The 17,345-nt window shown below is 45.9% G+C and carries 14 protein-coding genes; 7 read left to right on the top strand and 7 right to left on the bottom strand.

Annotated elements, in window-relative coordinates:
- Window positions 1–16 precede the first annotated feature (16 nt).
- The 5 genes from NYR53_RS00800 (at window position 17) to NYR53_RS00780 (ending at window position 5,106) form a co-directional block, all read left to right on the top strand.
- The gene (locus NYR53_RS00800) at window positions 17–274 is read left to right on the top strand and encodes an acyl carrier protein (protein WP_261303522.1); all 258 of its coding nucleotides are present in this window, start codon (window positions 17–19) and stop codon (window positions 272–274) included.
- A 7-nt stretch (window positions 275–281) separates the two neighbouring features.
- Entirely contained in the window at window positions 282–1,481 is a 1,200-nt protein-coding gene (locus NYR53_RS00795; RefSeq protein WP_261303521.1) for a class-II aminoacyl-tRNA synthetase family protein, read from the top strand.
- A 399-nt stretch (window positions 1,482–1,880) separates the two neighbouring features.
- Entirely contained in the window at window positions 1,881–2,792 is a 912-nt protein-coding gene (locus NYR53_RS00790) for a hypothetical protein (protein ID WP_367618608.1), read from the top strand.
- Between the two features lie 142 nt (window positions 2,793–2,934).
- Window positions 2,935–4,089 carry an MBOAT family O-acyltransferase gene (locus NYR53_RS00785; RefSeq protein WP_261303520.1) on the top strand — a complete coding sequence of 385 codons (1,155 nt, stop codon included), beginning with the start codon at window positions 2,935–2,937 and terminating at the stop codon, window positions 4,087–4,089.
- 48 nt (window positions 4,090–4,137) lie between these two features.
- Window positions 4,138–5,106 carry a sugar phosphate isomerase/epimerase family protein gene (locus NYR53_RS00780; protein WP_056832288.1) on the top strand — a complete coding sequence of 323 codons (969 nt, stop codon included), beginning with the start codon at window positions 4,138–4,140 and terminating at the stop codon, window positions 5,104–5,106.
- A 90-nt stretch (window positions 5,107–5,196) separates the two neighbouring features.
- On the opposite strand, the gene NYR53_RS00775 is transcribed toward NYR53_RS00780, so the two are convergent.
- The 4 genes from NYR53_RS00775 to uvrB all read right to left on the bottom strand — a co-directional run bounded on the left by NYR53_RS00775 (window position 5,197) and on the right by uvrB (window position 11,056).
- The gene (locus NYR53_RS00775) at window positions 5,197–5,397 is read right to left on the bottom strand and encodes a DUF2759 family protein (RefSeq protein WP_261303519.1); all 201 of its coding nucleotides are present in this window, start codon (window positions 5,395–5,397) and stop codon (window positions 5,197–5,199) included.
- 312 nt (window positions 5,398–5,709) lie between these two features.
- Window positions 5,710–5,868 (bottom strand): hypothetical protein, encoded by a 159-nt coding sequence (locus NYR53_RS00770; RefSeq protein WP_261303518.1) that lies wholly within the window; start codon window positions 5,866–5,868, stop codon window positions 5,710–5,712.
- Between the two features lie 269 nt (window positions 5,869–6,137).
- Window positions 6,138–9,020, bottom strand: coding sequence for an excinuclease ABC subunit UvrA (gene uvrA / locus NYR53_RS00765; RefSeq protein WP_261303517.1), 2,883 nt, complete (start codon window positions 9,018–9,020; stop codon window positions 6,138–6,140).
- A gap of 38 nt (window positions 9,021–9,058) precedes the next feature.
- The gene (uvrB, locus tag NYR53_RS00760) at window positions 9,059–11,056 is read right to left on the bottom strand and encodes an excinuclease ABC subunit UvrB (RefSeq protein ID WP_261303516.1); all 1,998 of its coding nucleotides are present in this window, start codon (window positions 11,054–11,056) and stop codon (window positions 9,059–9,061) included.
- Window positions 11,057–11,394: 338 nt separating this feature from the next.
- Between uvrB and NYR53_RS00755 the strand changes: the two genes are divergently transcribed.
- Both NYR53_RS00755 and NYR53_RS00750 read left to right on the top strand, forming a co-directional pair.
- The gene (locus NYR53_RS00755; protein ID WP_261303515.1) at window positions 11,395–12,189 is read left to right on the top strand and encodes a flagellar motor protein; all 795 of its coding nucleotides are present in this window, start codon (window positions 11,395–11,397) and stop codon (window positions 12,187–12,189) included.
- Entirely contained in the window at window positions 12,173–12,988 is an 816-nt protein-coding gene (locus tag NYR53_RS00750; RefSeq protein ID WP_261303514.1) for an OmpA/MotB family protein, read from the top strand. The genes NYR53_RS00755 and NYR53_RS00750 overlap by 17 nt, the downstream gene beginning before the upstream one ends.
- A 49-nt stretch (window positions 12,989–13,037) precedes the next feature.
- Here NYR53_RS00750 and NYR53_RS00745 read toward each other — a convergent pair whose 3' ends face one another.
- From NYR53_RS00745 to NYR53_RS00735, 3 genes are all read right to left on the bottom strand, one after another.
- Window positions 13,038–14,432, bottom strand: a complete 1,395-nt coding sequence (locus tag NYR53_RS00745; protein WP_261303513.1) for a PDZ domain-containing protein — start codon at window positions 14,430–14,432, stop codon at window positions 13,038–13,040.
- Window positions 14,433–14,445: 13 nt separating this feature from the next.
- The gene (locus NYR53_RS00740) at window positions 14,446–15,909 is read right to left on the bottom strand and encodes a S41 family peptidase (RefSeq protein ID WP_261306231.1); all 1,464 of its coding nucleotides are present in this window, start codon (window positions 15,907–15,909) and stop codon (window positions 14,446–14,448) included.
- A gap of 91 nt (window positions 15,910–16,000) precedes the next feature.
- Window positions 16,001–17,191: a murein hydrolase activator EnvC family protein gene (locus NYR53_RS00735; RefSeq protein WP_261303512.1), complete on the bottom strand. Its 1,191-nt coding sequence runs from the start codon at window positions 17,189–17,191 to the stop codon at window positions 16,001–16,003.
- Window positions 17,192–17,345: the final 154 nt, after the last annotated feature.

Here is a 17,345-nt window from a genome sequence, read left to right as displayed (position 1 = left end):
CAGGAGGCTTTCCAACATGTCTAATGAAGAATTAGTAGCGCAGCTTGAACAGCATATTCGCGAGCGTTATGAAATTGCTGAGGATGACGATGATTTTGACGTTGATGTTCATCTGTTTGATTATGGGTTCATCGACTCCATAGGCGCCACAGCGCTCATCGCCCATATTGAGAAAACGTACAGCATCCAAGTGACGAATCAAGATTTAATGCTGTACTCCATGAACACGGTAAGCGAAATTGCCGATTTTATTTCCAAGAAGACTGCGAGGTAACCCACTCATGTTGACATGTAAAGTTTCTTTAGAAGGCCTGGCTGAAAGTCAGCATGGACAAGTCAAATATGCGTCTGCCTTTGCCGATGAGCATATTCAGGATATTGCCCTTGTAGATGGCCACATTATCATTACGCATAACTCTCCTAGCGGAAACGAAGGTATTACCGAGCGGGTGGGGCGTCTTATTGAACGTTTCTCCCATGGTGATTTCGGCTTCAAAGAAAACATTCTCTTCGAGAACAAAGTCGACACTCCCTACGAAGGCGATATTATCGCTGAGCTTGTAGAGCGTAAAGCCATTAAAGTGTTGGAGCCCGGCCTTTTTATTTTCCGCGAGCCGTTTTCCAGCTTAATGCGTTTCTTCGACTACTCTTTCGTAACGAAGATCGCCAAGCGTTTCGAAGGCATGCAGGAAGAATCTTATCCAGCTGTCATTCATAGCCACACTTTGAATAAAACGAATCACTTCACTTCATTCCCTGAGCATATCCACTTCGTGACTCATTTGCGTGAAGATTTGGATGTCATTGAATCCTTCTCCCAATCGATCCGCGAAGCTGGCGGTTGGAACCAAGAGCAGCCCCTCGCGCTTGATAACAACATGGTGAAGCCGAACTTCATGATGAATCCTTCTACTTGTTATCACTGCTATGAAGGCCTAGAGAATGAAACGCTTGAAGGTGACGGCATCGTCGTGACAGCCATTGCGAAATGTCATCGTTTCGAGTCCAAAAACCACACCGATTTCGGTCGTCTGCTCGACTTCTCGATGCGTGAAATTATTTTCGTCGGTAAACCCGACTTCGTCAAAGAAAATCGCCTAAAATCCATCGAATATCTCAAAGAGCTTGCCGTTGAGTGGAACGTAGACAGCATGATGGAGATCGCCAACGACCCGTTCTTCACGAACGATTTCCAAGTGAAAGCGTCCTTCCAACGAAATCAGGAGATGAAATATGAGCTGCGCTTGAGCATTCCTCATGTGAAGAAATCAATCGCGTGCTCCTCTGTAAATTTTCATAGCAATACGTTTGGGAATGCTTTTAATATTAAAATGGGCAAGCGCAACGCCGTTACTGGCTGTGTAGGCTTCGGAATTGAACGCTGGGCGTTCGCATTCCTGGCGCAGTACGGTCTCGACGAGCAGCAGTGGCCTGCTGCATTCCGTGAGCAGTACCATGCTTGGCAGGAGAAGGCGCTGTAAGTGCCTTTTCTGTTTTATTCCTAACTACTTTTGCTTGGCCTTCTAATCAGTGCACAAAATGCAACTTCATTCGTTGGGTGCGGAGCGCTCATGCTCATCGAACTCGTCCAATACATTGGGCTGTTCTGGATGAGTTAGGTTCGCCGGGTATTTTCTAGGCGCTATGTTTGTTGGTACCGATCTAGGCTGCATAAACCAATAATGTTCGTTTATTTCTCGAGGGTGCTGGATACATTAGGCAACCTACCTATCTACAACCAAGTAACATTACTATAGCCCACACGCCGACATTAGCTGTTCGATTACAGTTCCATGTCAGCTGTGGGCCACCTAATGCTTCATACGTTCTCTATGGCAAGCCAGACGTTATGTAGCGTCCATCCTATACAAAGATAATGAGTGATACCGTTGAAAGCAGCTGCATTTCTCAAAAAAAATAGCTTCGTACTCGGCCTGCTATTAGCAATCGTCGTCTCCGACCAGCTCATCTCCTGGTGGAACCCGATGGTTAGCTCGCGCCGTTTTTACAAAAACGACTTTACCAAAACACTCTACCACCACGGCTGGTCCCAATCGGGTCCGGTTTTCTTCGGTAATTCGTCCGTTACTGGTGCCTATATCGAAGAGAAATCTGAAGCACATTTAGTCGAGATGGGACTTTCTTATGGAAAGCTAACCGACCTGAAAGCCATCCTATCGAATAACCTTTACCAAGTTAAGGATGAGCTTGTGATTGGCATCGATGTTCACACCATGCTGGATTCACTTGAAACGGATCCAACCTACCAATGGTTCAAACCATGGTATCAGCCTTATGTTTATACGTACCGCGACTATTTCCGGGATACTGGTGAAGAGTTTGCTCGTAATTTGCGCAAAGGCAGCCTAGCCTACGAACCCCGCTGGATTGATAAAGAACTGTACCCCGGTCGCAAAGACGATGCTTTCCTAAAGACGAAATGGACCGATTACGACAAGCGTTTCGGTGCCATGACACTAAAAGATTTTCAAGCAAATTTGGATGCTCTGAAGTGGGTTATCCAGTATGCGAATAAGCATCAACTTCCTCTGCGTGTGATCTGGATGCCGTGGAACAAAGGCTATGCGGATCCGCCTTACGTCGCCTCCTTGATGCAAGAGGCAAACCGCCAGCTGCAAGCAGCGAATGTCCCTACGCTGGATTTGCTGCACAAATACGATCCACGCTATTTCCATGACCTTGTCCACTTAAACCGCGAAGAGGGCGCACCGTTATTTACGAAGGAGGTAGACACATGGTTAAAATCCTTAGGAAAACCATCGAAGTCCTGATCTATCTCGTAATGCTGTATTTGGTTTTCATCTATTTTACTGGCAAAGGCTTGTTTATCTACGAGAAATTCTAGTATTTCTAAATCTTCTAGAAGTCTAAGATGAGACTGATTAAGCATTCGAAGCGAGGAGTTCTTAAGCTATGTTTTATATGCACATGAACGCAATTATTGCTATGATCGGCATGGTTGCTGTTCTGATGCTCACCCGCAAGTGGGCTAATAATAAACGCATTCTGATGATTATTTTCAGCCTATGCTTCCTGCTGCTCTTCAGCCAGAAGCTGCTTATTTTCTATGCCGCTTTTACGGTCATTAATTATGCCGGCTTTGTTTATCTATGTCGAACGACGTTATGGCGTAAAGCGACCTTTATTTTCGCGATTGCTGCTAATGTTGTCGGTGTGTTTCTCGGTGTCCGGCTTTTCGTCATGGACATTTTTCACAACCCATTGTTCGATGCTATCATCTATTTAGGCCTCATTTATAACGTTCTTAAAGTGATCGATGCTTATTATTTTGCTTATTTCTTCGGTAAAGAAGGCCAAGTTCCAGTTATTGATTACGCGAATTACCTGCTCTTCATTCCAACTTTTACATCAGGGCCGATTTTAAAATTCCGTGACTTCATGGCCGATAGCAAAAAGCCTTACAACGTAGATGCAGCGCTCTTCGAAGACAGTGTGAAACGAATCATTTTAGGATTGTTTAAGAAAATTGTTGTGGTCACTTGGATGACCAGCGTTTTCGATCAAGTGCTAAAGCAGGATCTGCACACCCATCAGTCGTTATTTCTATTGATCTGGTTCTATGCACTCATTTACTTCGATTTCTCCGGTTATTCCGATATGGCGATCGGCTTTGGACGATTGATGGGTTACACGATGCCTGAGAACTTCAAGCGTCCACTCCTCTCGCCTTCCATGACGCAGTTTTGGCGGAATTGGCATGCGACGCTAGGTGATTTTTTCCGTGATCATATTTTCATGTTCTTCTCCCGTACCGCCCCATCCCGCTGGGTAGCCTCCAGCTTGTCCGTTCTGATTATGGTCTTGATTGGTCTGTGGCATGGCTTTACGTGGCTTTATTTTTTCTACGGGCTCTATCATGGGATCATTCTTGCCATCGAAAATATGTTTAAAATCACTACCGTTAATAAAAAGAAAGTATCCAAAACCTATTTCTACTTCCGTTGTTTCGTGACACAAGCGTTGGTTACGTTCTCGGTTATTATCTACAGCTCCAATTATGAGACGGTCCTTCGGATCTATAAAGGCTTGCTTCATTTTACTGGATGATAGTGGTATAATTTGTGTGGTTGTTTACCATTTATGGAGGTGTACCTAATGAAGTTAGGCGTTTTTATGGTTCTGTTCGGTGGAAAACCTTTCGAGGAAGCGTTGGATTACATTGCTGCAAAAGGCTTAGATGCTGTTGAAATTGGTACAGGGGGCTATCCCGGTACAGCGCATTGCAACCCAAGCGAACTCCTCGCAGACGCAGGGAAACTAAAAGCATTTAAACATGCGGTGGAATCCCGCGGTTTGACAATCAGCGCCCTTAGTGCCCACGGTAACCCGCTGCACCCGCAAAAACACATTGCAAAAGAGTTTCACGATGCTATCATACAAACGATTGATCTTGCTGAACGCTTAGAGGTACCTGTGGTTAACACATTCTCTGGCTGCCCTGGAGACCATGAGGATGCGAAGTATCCGAACTGGCCGGTAGCGCCTTGGCCGAACGATTTCCAAGAAATTCTGGACTGGCAGTGGGGGAACAAAGTTATTCCTTACTGGACAGAAACAGGCAAGTACGCTTCCGACCGAAATATTAAAATCGGACTGGAGCTGCACGGTGGTTTCTCCGTACATACGCCAGCAACCCTCCTTCGTCTTCGTGAAGCTGCAGGTGAAGCAATTGGAGCAAATCTTGACCCGAGTCACATGTGGTGGCAAGGTATCGATCCTGTTCAAGCGGTTCAAATTCTTGGCCGTGCCGGCGCGATCCACCATTTCCACGCCAAAGATACATCCCTTGATGTGAACAATGTGAACCGTTATGGTGTAACAGATATGCAATCCTATGCCAACATGCTTGACCGCGCTTGGCAGTTCCGTTCCGTTGGTTACGGTCACGATATGAAAGTTTGGGCTGACATCATCAGTGCTCTGCGCCTTGTTGGTTATGACTATGTCGTGAGCATCGAGCATGAAGACGGTTTAATGTCCGTTGAAGAAGGATTCTCCAAAGCCGTGCAAAATCTCCAACAAGTGCTCATCAAGGAACCTCTTGGTGAAATGTGGTGGGTATAAGCATTCATTTTAAATAAAACAAAAAAGCCCGCAGGCTCCGTTGATCTTACGATCTTGGTCCTGTGGGCTTTTATCTTGTTTTGCTCGGAATTACCAGCCTCTGATCATAACAACATCCATGAAGCCGAATACGAACAAGGCAACCCCCGCAAACCCTAGGGCAAACAAATTTCTTTTAGGATTGATCAGCTCTCTGATGAAAGCAATGGCGATGACCACCGTGAAGATTAAAACGTAAATATCAAAGCTTGTATACGTACTTGTTGTTGCTGCTGCTTCCGCTAATAACATGGTGAAACCTCCTTATAGTAACTCGGTGCAAGGCACACGTCCTGCTATTTTAATTCTATGTTAGCTTGATTGAGCACTAGATGCAAGTGATTACACTGATGTGTAACAAGTTTGTCACCTTTTGCAGGGTTTCTTCTTGATGAATCGAGATTTCTCAAACCTGCCTCGTAAGTATAAAATGTCCATCTCTTCAGATATTTATAACCGGGCATACTGTGATTCAGCTCTTACCTATATATCAAAATAAAAAATAAACCCGAAATCCCTATCGAGGGACAGCTCGGGTTCTATGTTTTCATAGAGTTGCACTTCTTAAACGACTAGTCCGTAAACAGGGTCGAATTCTTTATGCTCCTCTAGATATGCATTTTGTAGTTTTTCAGCTAATTCTTTCTCCTGCCAAGCTAGGAATCGAAAAGGATCAATACCTAAAGCAGAAACAATCTCTTGTAATTCTAGCGTCGGTTTCATAACAAGCCTCCATAAAGTAGATAGATTAGAATGCATATATCCTCGATCATGGATAGTTAGTATGAGGGATATTTCTGTATGCAACTTATATCCTAATTATAGGTCTATTCTCCTTCATTGTGATAGAGGGTTAAATTGTCGAAGCTTGTATCATTCAATTAAGTCTTAACAAAATCCAAGGTTTGTTCGTCGAATTTGTGACAAAAGAACAAAATAAGCTTGGCGTCACGGTCTCTTGTATCGTGAGCCAAGCTTATTCGGATAATTGGCTAGCCGACTGATTCTTCTAACACTTCAAGGCGCTTCGCGTAGTTCTCAGAGCGCTCCCGATCCCGTTCAAGGATCGGTTTCAAGTACTGGCCGGTGTAAGACCCGGCCACTTTCACGACATCCTCCGGCGTACCGGCAGCCACGATCAGTCCTCCGCGGGTACCACCCTCGGGGCCTAGATCGATGACGTGGTCCGCCGTCTTGATGACATCGAGGTTATGCTCGATGACAAGTACGGTTTCACCGTTCTCAACGAGACGGTGAAGCACCTTCAGCAGACGATCGATATCGTGGATGTGGAGCCCCGTAGTGGGCTCATCCAGGATGTAGATCGTCTTGCCTGTGCTGCGGCGGTACAGCTCCGCCGCGAGCTTCACACGCTGGGCTTCGCCGCCGGACAGCGTAGTTGCTGGCTGGCCGAGGGTCATGTAGCCCAGTCCCACATCCAGAAGTGTCGTCAATTTACGATGAATACGCGGCAGGTTCTTAAAGAACTCGCAGCCGTCCTCAATCGTCATCTCTAACACTTCAGAAATACTCTTGCCTTTGTACTTAACTTCCATCGTCTCGCGGTTGTATCGCTTGCCTTTACAGACTTCACAAGGCACGTACACGTCCGGTAAGAAATGCATCTCGATCTTGATGATGCCGTCTCCGCGACAAGCCTCACAACGGCCGCCCTTCACGTTAAAGCTGAAGCGGCCCTTCTTGTAACCGCGAACCTTGGCTTCGTTCGTATTCGCATAAACATCACGAATATCGTCAAACACACCGGTATACGTCGCTGGATTCGAGCGTGGCGTACGGCCAATCGGTGATTGGTCGATGTCGATGACTTTATCAATGTGTTCAAGTCCCACAATTTCCTTGTGCTCACCAGGACGCACCTTAGCTCCGTTTAAATCACGCGACAAGGTTTTGAACAAAATCTCGTTAATCAACGTACTTTTGCCTGAACCGGATACCCCTGTTACACAGGTAAATACTCCGAGTGGCACTTTAGCCGAGACGTTGCGCAAATTATTTTCTTTGGCGCCTTTGACCTCGATCCATTTCCCGTTCGGTTTGCGTCGCGCTGCTGGAATAGGAATGAAACGTTTGCCGCTAAGGTATTGCCCTGTAAGTGAGTTTTCGTCTTTCATTAACTCTTTAGGCGTACCTTGTGCAATGACTTGTCCGCCATGAATACCGGCGCCAGGACCAATATCGATAATGTAATCCGCAGCCATCATTGTGTCTTCATCATGTTCTACAACGATTAATGTGTTGCCGAGATCACGCATATGTTCGAGTGTCTGAATCAGACGCGTGTTATCTCTTTGATGCAGCCCGATGCTGGGCTCATCCAAAATATAAAGGACACCCATCAAACTAGAACCGATCTGAGTAGCCAAGCGTATCCGCTGCGCTTCTCCACCCGATAACGTACCTGCGGCACGATGCATCGTTAAGTAATCAAGACCTACGTTGACTAGGAACCCTAGGCGAGATCTGATTTCTTTGAGAATCAAATTAGAAATCGTCAACTCCCGCTCATTCAAGTCCAGCCCTTTAAACCATTCCTCAGCGTCACCAATCGAAAGGGAAGTTGCATGTGCAATATTTTTGCCATTGATCGTCACAGCTAACGTTTCCGGCTTCAGACGCTGTCCTTTACACTTCGGACAAGGCTTCGTGCTCATATACGTCTGGATATGCTCTCTGATACCCTCAGAGAACGTATCTTTGAATCTGCGTTCTAAGTTGCGAATGATACCCTCAAATGGAACTAGCGCTTCCTTGCTCGCTCCCATATCATTCTCGTAGCGGAAACGAATCTTCTCCCCGCCTGTTCCATATAGAATCACCTTCATCTGATCACTGCTGATCTCAGAAACAGGTACATTACGCGGAATGGAATAATGTTCACAAACCGCTGCAAGAAACTGCGGATAATAGTTGGAAGTGCTGCCCGCCCAAGCTTCGAACGCTCCCTCTTCAATCGTTAGCTTCGCATCAGGAACAAGTAAATCCGGATCAACGATCATCTGGCTGCCTAGTCCATCACAATCCGGACAAGCACCGAAAGGACTATTAAACGAAAACATTCTCGGCGCTAATTCCTCAACGCTGAAGCCGCACTCCGGACAGGCCAAGTTCTGGCTAAAGAGCAGCTCTTCCTGGTCAATGACATCGACGATGACCCGGCCATTTGCCAACTTGAGCGCTGTCTCCAGAGAATCCGCAAGACGAGTTTGAACGTCCTCTTTGATCACGATACGGTCAACAACGACCTCGATCGTATGCTTCTTATTTTTGTCGAGTTCTATCTTCTCAGCGAGATCGACCGTTTCTCCGTTGACGCGTACCCTTACGAATCCTTGCTTTTGTATATCGGCAAGCAGCTTCGTATGTTCACCTTTGCGTCCTGAAATAAGCGGAGCTAGAATCTGGAGCTTCGTTCGTTCCGGATACTCCATAATACGATCCACCATTTGTTCCACGGTTTGCGACGTAATCTCGATGCCATGGGTCGGACAATGCGGTCGTCCAATTCGAGCATATAACAGTCGCAAATAGTCATAAATCTCCGTTACGGTTCCAACCGTGGAACGCGGATTACGGCTAGTTGTTTTCTGATCAATGGAAATAGCCGGTGATAGACCTTCAATCGAATCTACATCCGGCTTATCCATTTGCCCTAGAAATTGTCTGGCATAGGCAGATAGAGATTCAACGTATCTGCGCTGCCCTTCCGCATAAATCGTATCAAAGGCAAGCGAAGATTTCCCTGATCCACTTAAGCCTGTGAGAACAACAAACTTATCACGCGGAATCGTGACATCGATATTTTTTAGATTATGAGCTCTCGCTCCTTTAATGACGATTTGATCTCTAGACACGGGTACCCTTCCTCTCCTATGTGAAGCTGATGCCCCTTCTAGGCATCAGCTTTCATTTCCATAATTGCATCACGCAGCTGCGCGGCTCGTTCGAACTGTAGGTTCTTCGCAGCCTCTTTCATCTCGCCTTCCAAACGCTCGATCAGCGATGCGCGATCCTTCTTGGACATCTTCGCACCCTTCACATCAGCTAGATAATCCGCTTTCTGTTCAGCCACCTTCGTAGCTTCAATGACATCGCGAATTTTCTTGGCAATCGTTTGCGGCGTAATCCCCAGCTTCTCATTATGCGCTTCTTGAAGACCTCGACGGCGACTAGTCTCATAGATCGCTTTCTGCATGGAATCCGTTATCTTATCTCCATACATAATAACACGACCGTCTGCATTCCTCGCCGCACGGCCGATGGTTTGAATCAACGATCGTTCCGAACGCAAGAACCCTTCTTTGTCCGCATCTAGAATAGCGACCAGCGATACCTCAGGTAAATCAAGCCCTTCCCTAAGGAGGTTAATCCCCACGAGAACATGGAAAGTCCCCAACCGCAAATCACGTAAAATCTGCATACGTTCAAATGTCTTGATATCTGAGTGCAAATACCGAACCTTAATGCCTATTTCCTTAAAGTAATCGGTTAAATCCTCTGACATCTTTTTCGTCAAGGTCGTAACGAGCACCCGCTCATCTTTACGGATTCGATCCTGAATTTCGGCTATTAAATCATCGATCTGACCCTTGGTTGGTCTTACTTCAATAATCGGATCCAATAACCCTGTAGGACGAATAATTTGCTGTGTCATCGTCGGACAATGTTCCAGCTCATAAGGTCCAGGTGTCGCCGATATATATAAAATTTGGCTGATTTTCTCCTCAAATTCCTCAAAACGCAGAGGTCGGTTATCTAGTGCAGATGGCAACCGGAAACCATGATCAACCAATACTTCTTTTCTCGCCCTATCCCCATTATACATCGCGCGAATTTGTGGCAAAGTCACGTGAGATTCATCGACCATAAAGAGCATATCGTCTGGGAAATAATCCAAAAGCGTATAAGGCGTAGCCCCCCGCTCCCGGAAAGTCAGCGGTCCTGAGTAGTTCTCGATGCCACTGCAGAAACCCATCTCTTGCATCATTTCCATATCGTAGCGCGTCCGTTGTTCCAATCTCTGCGCTTCGAGCAGCTTCCCTTGCTCTTTCAGCTCTGCGAGACGCTCTTCGAGCTCACGCTCAATATTCACTAGCGCGCGCTTCATCGTATCTTCGTGCGTCACAAAGTGAGACGCCGGGAAGATCGCGATATGTTCGCGCTCGCCGATAATCTCGCCAGTAAGCACATCGATTTCCGTAATTCGTTCAATTTCGTCACCAAACAACTCAACTCTCACCGCTTGTTCGCCATGCGACGCTGGAAAAATCTCAACGACATCTCCGCGCACGCGAAACGTCCCGCGGACAAAATTCAAATCATTCCGCTGATATTGAATATCCACGAGCTTGTGTAAAATCTCATTGCGCGATTTCTCCATACCTACACGTAAAGAAAGCAGCATACTTCCATATTCAATTGGCGAACCCAAGCCATAAATACACGACACGCTGGCAACGACAATAACGTCACGGCGTTCAAATAACGAGCTTGTCGCCGAGTGGCGGAGCTTATCGATCTCTTCATTGATGCTGGAATCTTTCTCGATGTAAGTGTCAGAGGAGGCAATGTAGGCTTCTGGTTGGTAGTAATCATAGTAACTAACGAAGTAGGATACGGCATTATGAGGGAAAAATTCTTTAAATTCACTGCACAACTGTGCGGCTAACGTTTTGTTATGCGCAATAATCAGGGTAGGACGGTTCAACTTGGCAATGACTTGCGCCGCTGTGAACGTTTTTCCCGTTCCCGTCGCACCTAAGAGCGTTTGATGCTTATTACCCGCTTGTATACTTTGAACAATTTCCTCAATCGCTTGAGGCTGGTCACCCTGCGGAGAAAAATCGGATACAAGCTCAAACTTCTTAGAGCTAACTACTAGTTCACTCATCAATAATCACCTACACTTATAGAGGTTGTTTAAAAAGTTCGACTTTTTAAACCTTCATTTTATCGAAATAAATCGAACTTTTATCCTATTAACTTTCCTTATGCTATTTCCGATATAGAAGTTTATGGAACTTATTCTGCACAAATATGAAGGAATCTCAAATTCATCCATCATAAGAATGTTTGTTCTGGTTTTTCCATTATACTCTTTTTGAATCATGGATGCAAACGGCAATATCTGTTACGGCCTGTATAAATTTTTGTGGAGAGTCTCCAACGAATGGATCAGGTTGCTTTATGGTTCCTATTCTTTTTATGCTAATTAGGAGTGGTACAGTCATGGATTTGACAACAGTTTTAGGATTAGTATTGGGTCTTGCAGGTTTAGTCGGCGGGTACATGTGGGATGGCGGTCATCTTAGTTCATTGATTATCCCAAGTGCCATGCTGATCGTTTTCGGCGGAACCTTTGGTGCAGTAGCCATCAGCTTCCCGCTCTCTATTTTAGCCAAAATCCCTAAAGCTCTAGGCATTGCCTTCAAAGAAGTAAAAAGAGATCCGGGGGCAACGATTGATGAACTTGTGGACATGGCTTCGATCGCTCGTCGAGAAGGAGTACTTGCCCTAGAGCAGCGCGCACAGGAGCATACAAATCCATTCCTCAAAGATGGCTTGCTTATGGTGGTGGATGGAACAGATCCTGAGCTAACCAGACAAATTCTGGAACTTGAAATGGACGCTATTGAGCACCAGGTTAACAATATGTCAAAGGTGTTCGAAGCCGGAGGCGGATATGCGCCAACCATGGGAATTATCGGTACCGTTATGGGGCTCATTCACGTTCTCGGCAATCTCGACGACCCTTCCAGTCTGGGACCTGCCATTGCTGTTGCTTTCACAGCTACCTTATACGGTGTTATGAGCGCCAACCTGGTCTATCTTCCGATTGCTAATAAAATTAAAGTTCGCGGCAAAGAAATGGTTTCCGAAATGGAACTGATGTTAGAAGGCATTCTTGCCCTTCAAGCCGGTGAAAATCCACAGTTAATTAAGAAAAAACTGAATTCCTTCCTCCACGATAAATCAACGAAAAAAGTCGTAGAGGAGGATGTCGACAATGGCGCGGAGAGGTAAGAAGCACGAGGAACATGTCAATCATGAGAGATGGCTCATTACTTACGCTGATTTAATCACCCTTCTGCTCGTTTTCTTCATTATTATGTATGCAATGAGTAAAGTCGATGTTCAAAAGTATTCCGTTCTGGCTCAAGCCTTAAACATGCAATTCCAGAAAGCCGACTCCGTTTTGGATAAAGGCTTTGGCGTCAGCGGCCAAATGACTCCTAAGCAAGGCGATGCCAAGACGCCACAGAACCAGAATCAGAGCCAAGACGATCAAAAGGAAGAGAAAGATAAAACAAAGCCTGAAGAGAATGAAAAAGAGAAGCGTGAAAAGGAACTTCAAGATCTTTTAAAACAAGTCCAGGCTTATATTAAGGATCAAAATCTAGAGGCACAAGTATCCGCTAGCGATACAGAACGCGGTGTAGCTATCACACTAAACGACTTATTCTTATTCGATCTAGGAAAAGCAGATCTGAAAACGGCCTCCTTTCCTATTCTGCAGAAACTCGCTTCACTCATTCCTACATTGAACAGTAAGGTAAGCATTGAAGGGCACACCGACAACTTGCCGCTGGCGACAGGATCTCCTTTCAAAGATAACTGGGGCCTATCCTTCGCCCGATCCCTTTCGGTGCTTCGTTATTTTAGCGATACAGCCAAACTGGATAACAATAAATTTATTGCAACAGCGTATGCCGATACGATGCCCAAAGTAGCCAACACCAGCGATGAGAATCGCAGCAAAAATCGCCGCGTCGAAATCATTGTGCTGCGTGATGGGCTATCTCCCACAACAACGGTTAAATGAGCAAAGACCCTTCCTCTTTCAAACGAGAGGTTAGGGTCTTTTTTTAAAATCACATGGTTTTCGTCGAATCATTGGATAACAAGCCGGTCAGTTTGCTTCGCAAATAGGAAAACAGATGCAGAGGTCTTTGCTCTAGGAAGTACAGTGCATCCTGATCCGGAGCTAAAATAATGCCTAATTGATGATGATCGCCAGAGAAAATTGCTCGCTGCAAGAAGCGTACCTCACCTTGCTCATTCAGCACTTCCAGCCTGCAGAAGGCGGAATTCAGCCCCATGGCAACGTGCAGATCGGTTTTCGTCTTGATTTTGTGCCCGTTCACCTTGTGAATAAGTTCGCCCGTTTGAATACCTAGCTCGTGAGCAGGGCTATTGGGCACTACCGACAACACCATTAGACCTTGCTGTGAGTGAACGTAGAACGGAACCAGCTTATCTTCCATCCATTGGTTATAGCGAATCAATCCTTCATGTAAAGCAATGCTTAATACGGCTCCTACAAGCAGAATCGGCGGCCAGAAATGAGCGGCAAGCGCTGTAACTAACAGGATGATGCCATATACGTAGAGCAAGCTTGCGCTGAAACGTGCTTGTTTGCGGGGAAGCTTCGATATCGTAAGCTCCGTGAAGCCAATCATGGCCGGAAAGGCAAGAAGTGTCCATCCCGATGCGAGGTTCGAGCCAAACAGCGTTTCCCATGGAAGACCTTGTATACTTCCTCCCGTCATAGGAACGAGCAAGAATAAAGGAACAGGCCAGAAGCCTTGCAGCTGTTGCCCGCCGATAATTTGCCCTCGCCTTCCCTCGAGAAACAGCGGTGTTGCCATGCGTGCCCCTTGAAAGCCAACGAGCGTCCCTTCTAGAAGATGAAGTACGGCGACTATGACCAGCAAGGAAGGGATATCCGCGCCAACTACTATGTCCAGAACCGGAACCGCCTCCTGCAGACTAGCAGCATTCGGCAGCCACGAAAGAATCACTTGCGCGATTCCCAAAATACCCACCGCATAAGCCAAACAGAAGAATCTAACGCGCATCATCACTAGGATAATCGAAAGAACCCATAACAGAATTACCGTGTTTGCCTGAATATTAACACCTACGAAAAGCATAAGAACGGAGGCACTGATACCGCCCAGCCATCCCCAGAGAACGGTTCGCCACGTTTCATTCAATAAAGAATGCAAGCGCGTGTGAAACAGCTTACGCTCCATCTGAATCTGCTTCCGATAATGCAGCACGATAAATAGAATACCTATATAGTAAAAAGGATTCGCAAACAACTGCCCTACAGCTTGCAGCAGTCTGTCCAAGAGTTGAATCAATACATCCATACGAATCTGGGTCTCCTTGATGAAAAAGAAATAGGAAGGCAGCCGAAGCAACCTTCCTACACTAATTCGACTAGTAGAGCTTAACTCCTGCCCAACTTGATGAATTTCCAATATCTGATCCTTATTATTTCCCGAGTTGCTTTTGAATTTGCCCAATTGCTGCTTTTAATTGCAAATCGTTTTTCGGCTCACGAATTTGAGCTAAAATTGATTTTTCAATTTTAGTCGCTGTCTCCGTATCGACTTCGCCAGTCATAGGCAAACCGTTAGTCCGTTGGAATGCTTTAACAGCCGTAACTGTTTTATCATTGAAATAACCATCCGTACGCTCTGGGTTAAAGCCAAGACCGGATAACATGAGCTGAAGATTCTTCACATCATCGCTTGTCGTATCCTGTTTAAGCACACTTTTCTTAGACAGCGGAGCTGCTTTAAAATAACCTGGCTGCTCAACTGGGATATCCGGTTGGATCCCTGTTTTGTGGATCCAGTTGCCGTTCGGCGTTAACCATTTGTACACCGTCATTTTAATATTGCTGCCGTCGCCCATTTCCTTCTCAAAAGTAACCTGAACGGTTCCTTTCCCGTAGGAAGTTTCGCCAATAATCTTGCTGCCAACCGCTTCTTGGAAGGCTCCTGCCAATATCTCCGAAGCACTCGCACTGCCCTTATTCACAAGTACAGTAACCGGATAGTTCTTGCCTGAACCCGTCGAAGGTGTCGGCTCCCGCTTCCCATCTCGGTTCTCGACCTGAACGATTGGCTTGCCGCTCTTAACGAAAGGATTCACGATATCAACGACTACGTTGAGCAGACCGCCCGGGTCATTACGCACGTCGATAACAAGTCCTTTCATCCCTTTGGCTTCAAGACTTTTCAGTTCTTCAGCGAAACGGACGGCTGTATTCGAGGAGAATTGGCGAATCTCAATTTTCCCGATTTGGTCCTGAAGCATTTCGCCATAAACTGTTTCAACGTCAATATTATCCCTGACCACGATGACTTGCACCGGATCACCGGCACCTTGACGAAGCAGATCCAGCTTTGCCTGTGTCCCTTTAGGACCGCGGATTTTCATCACTGCTTGGTTGAGTGTAAGCCCGTCCAACTTCTCTCCGTTAACGGAGACGATCACGTCTTTGGATTGGATACCCGCTTTCTCAGCAGGAGAGCCCTTGATTGGAGAGACGATAACGAACTTACCTTCCTCAATCGAAACCTCTGCCCCTATGCCTTGAAAAGAGGACGTAATACTCTCGTCGAACTGCTTCGCTTCCTTCTGATCCATATAGACAGTAAACGGATCTTCCAGAGATTCCAGCATGCCATTGATTGCGCCGTTGACCAACTTATCATGATCCGGCTGCTTCAAATATTTACTCTCGATCAATTGAAACGTTGTAGAGATTTTACTCAAATCCTTACTCGATAGCCCGGATGAAGTAGCAGTGGATGCGGCTGTACTGCCCGCTGGCTGCTCTTTCCGCCCCCAAGAAAAGGATGAATCCACAACCGTCAGTGTTACGATACTGCTTGCAAACATGGCTAACAAAACAAATACAATGACCGTGCGTCCTTTGAATTGCAAAGCGCGTTTCACCACCTTTTTCCTAAAACCCATTTGGGTTCGCCTGTTTGTAGTATATGACAAGCTATTCCCGTTTTATAACCAAGTTACCCTATCGCAAGAACGGTTTAGGATCGGTTGGAACTTCATTCTTCCTAACTTCAAAATGCAAATGGTACCCAGTCGATTGACCTGTCGAGCCAACTCCCGCAATCTTCTGTCCGCGTTTCACGACATCGCCAACTTTGACGTAGATTCCATCATTCATAATATGTCCATATACCGTCCATAACCCATTCCCATGATCCAAGATGACGCAATTCCCGTAGCCGTTCATCCATGATGCATAGATGACGGAGCCGTTCTCAGCCGCGAGAATGTCCGTTCCTTTGGGAGCTCCCAAATCAATCCCTTTATGGCTCTCTGCTCTGCCTGTAACTGGGTTGATTCTATTCGTAAAATCAGATGTAAGTGGCGCTTGAACGGCTAATGGGTAACCCAATTTCCCCCCGGAATATGTGAAAGGCGACTTCGCATTACTAGCAGCCCGCTTCTTCGCTTGTAGGTCTGATTCTTGCTTCGCTAGTTGTGTAATCTGTTTATCGCTTTCTTCTGAAATATCCTCTAGCACCTTCTCTTGCTTCGTAAGGGAAGCAATCTTGACTTCCTTGGCCTTCTCCTTCGCTTGCAGGTCATCCCTAAGGGCGTCGGCGTCCGCGTAAAGCGCTTTAACCTTCTCAAGCTGCTGCTCTGTATCTACTTTCTTCTGGGCAACCGTCTCTTTATCTTTCTTATTCGAAACTAGTATCTCTTTATCTTGATTAACAATAGATTTCAAAGCTTCAATACGGTTCAAGAAATCAGAAAAACTAGTCGCGCTAAGCACCACATCCATGTAGGAAACAAATCCGTTCATGTACATCAAACGCACTCTGGATTTCAGCATTTGATCACGGCTCTCCACACGCGCCTCCGCTTCATCCAATTGTTTAGCGTTATCCTCTAAGGTATCCGACACTTTGTCGATTTCTTCATTCAGCTTCGTGAGCTTCTTACTAGCCTCATTCACCTGATTGACCAGTGTGTTCATATCTTTGGTTGCCTGGTCCTTCTCATTATGGACCTTCGTTATTTGATTCTGCGCGTCATTCGCCTTCTGCTGCGCTTGCGCCTTCATTTTCTTGAGCTGAGTCAACTGCTGATCGATCTTTTCCGTTGTTGAAGCGGCATATCCCGCATATGGAACCGCCAATGAAGCCGCAATCCCAAGTGTCAACACCACAGGTAGAATCTTCTTCTTCAAGCACGTAGCCTCCCCATCATCAAAACCTGGTTCTTCTCGAGTCATTAAAACTTTGAAACTCTTAGTCTCTTATCTTTTAATCTATGAATCTTTGAAAATGAAAAATCAGTAGAAAACTTAAATAACGCTTTTGTAATCGGCTTTCAGAACCGAG

This window comes from Paenibacillus andongensis (genome assembly GCF_025369935.1).
Lineage (GTDB): Bacteria > Bacillota > Bacilli > Paenibacillales > NBRC-103111 > Paenibacillus_E > Paenibacillus_E andongensis.
This window is presented reverse-complemented; position numbering and strand designations above follow the sequence as displayed.

What these genes read in the sequence shown, in the direction of transcription:
- NYR53_RS00800 (WP_261303522.1), top strand. Translation starts at nt 17, where the DNA reads ATGTCTAATGAAGAATTAGTAGCGCAGCTTGAACAGCATATTCGCGAG.
- NYR53_RS00795 (WP_261303521.1), top strand. Translation starts at nt 282, where the DNA reads ATGTTGACATGTAAAGTTTCTTTAGAAGGCCTGGCTGAAAGTCAGCAT.
- NYR53_RS00785 (WP_261303520.1), top strand. Translation starts at nt 2,935, where the DNA reads ATGTTTTATATGCACATGAACGCAATTATTGCTATGATCGGCATGGTT.
- NYR53_RS00780 (WP_056832288.1), top strand. Translation starts at nt 4,138, where the DNA reads ATGAAGTTAGGCGTTTTTATGGTTCTGTTCGGTGGAAAACCTTTCGAG.
- NYR53_RS00775 (WP_261303519.1), bottom strand. Translation starts at nt 5,397, where the DNA reads ATGTTATTAGCGGAAGCAGCAGCAACAACAAGTACGTATACAAGCTTT.
- NYR53_RS00770 (WP_261303518.1), bottom strand. Translation starts at nt 5,868, where the DNA reads ATGAAACCGACGCTAGAATTACAAGAGATTGTTTCTGCTTTAGGTATT.
- uvrB (WP_261303516.1), bottom strand. Translation starts at nt 11,056, where the DNA reads ATGAGTGAACTAGTAGTTAGCTCTAAGAAGTTTGAGCTTGTATCCGAT.
- NYR53_RS00755 (WP_261303515.1), top strand. Translation starts at nt 11,395, where the DNA reads ATGGATTTGACAACAGTTTTAGGATTAGTATTGGGTCTTGCAGGTTTA.
- NYR53_RS00750 (WP_261303514.1), top strand. Translation starts at nt 12,173, where the DNA reads ATGGCGCGGAGAGGTAAGAAGCACGAGGAACATGTCAATCATGAGAGA.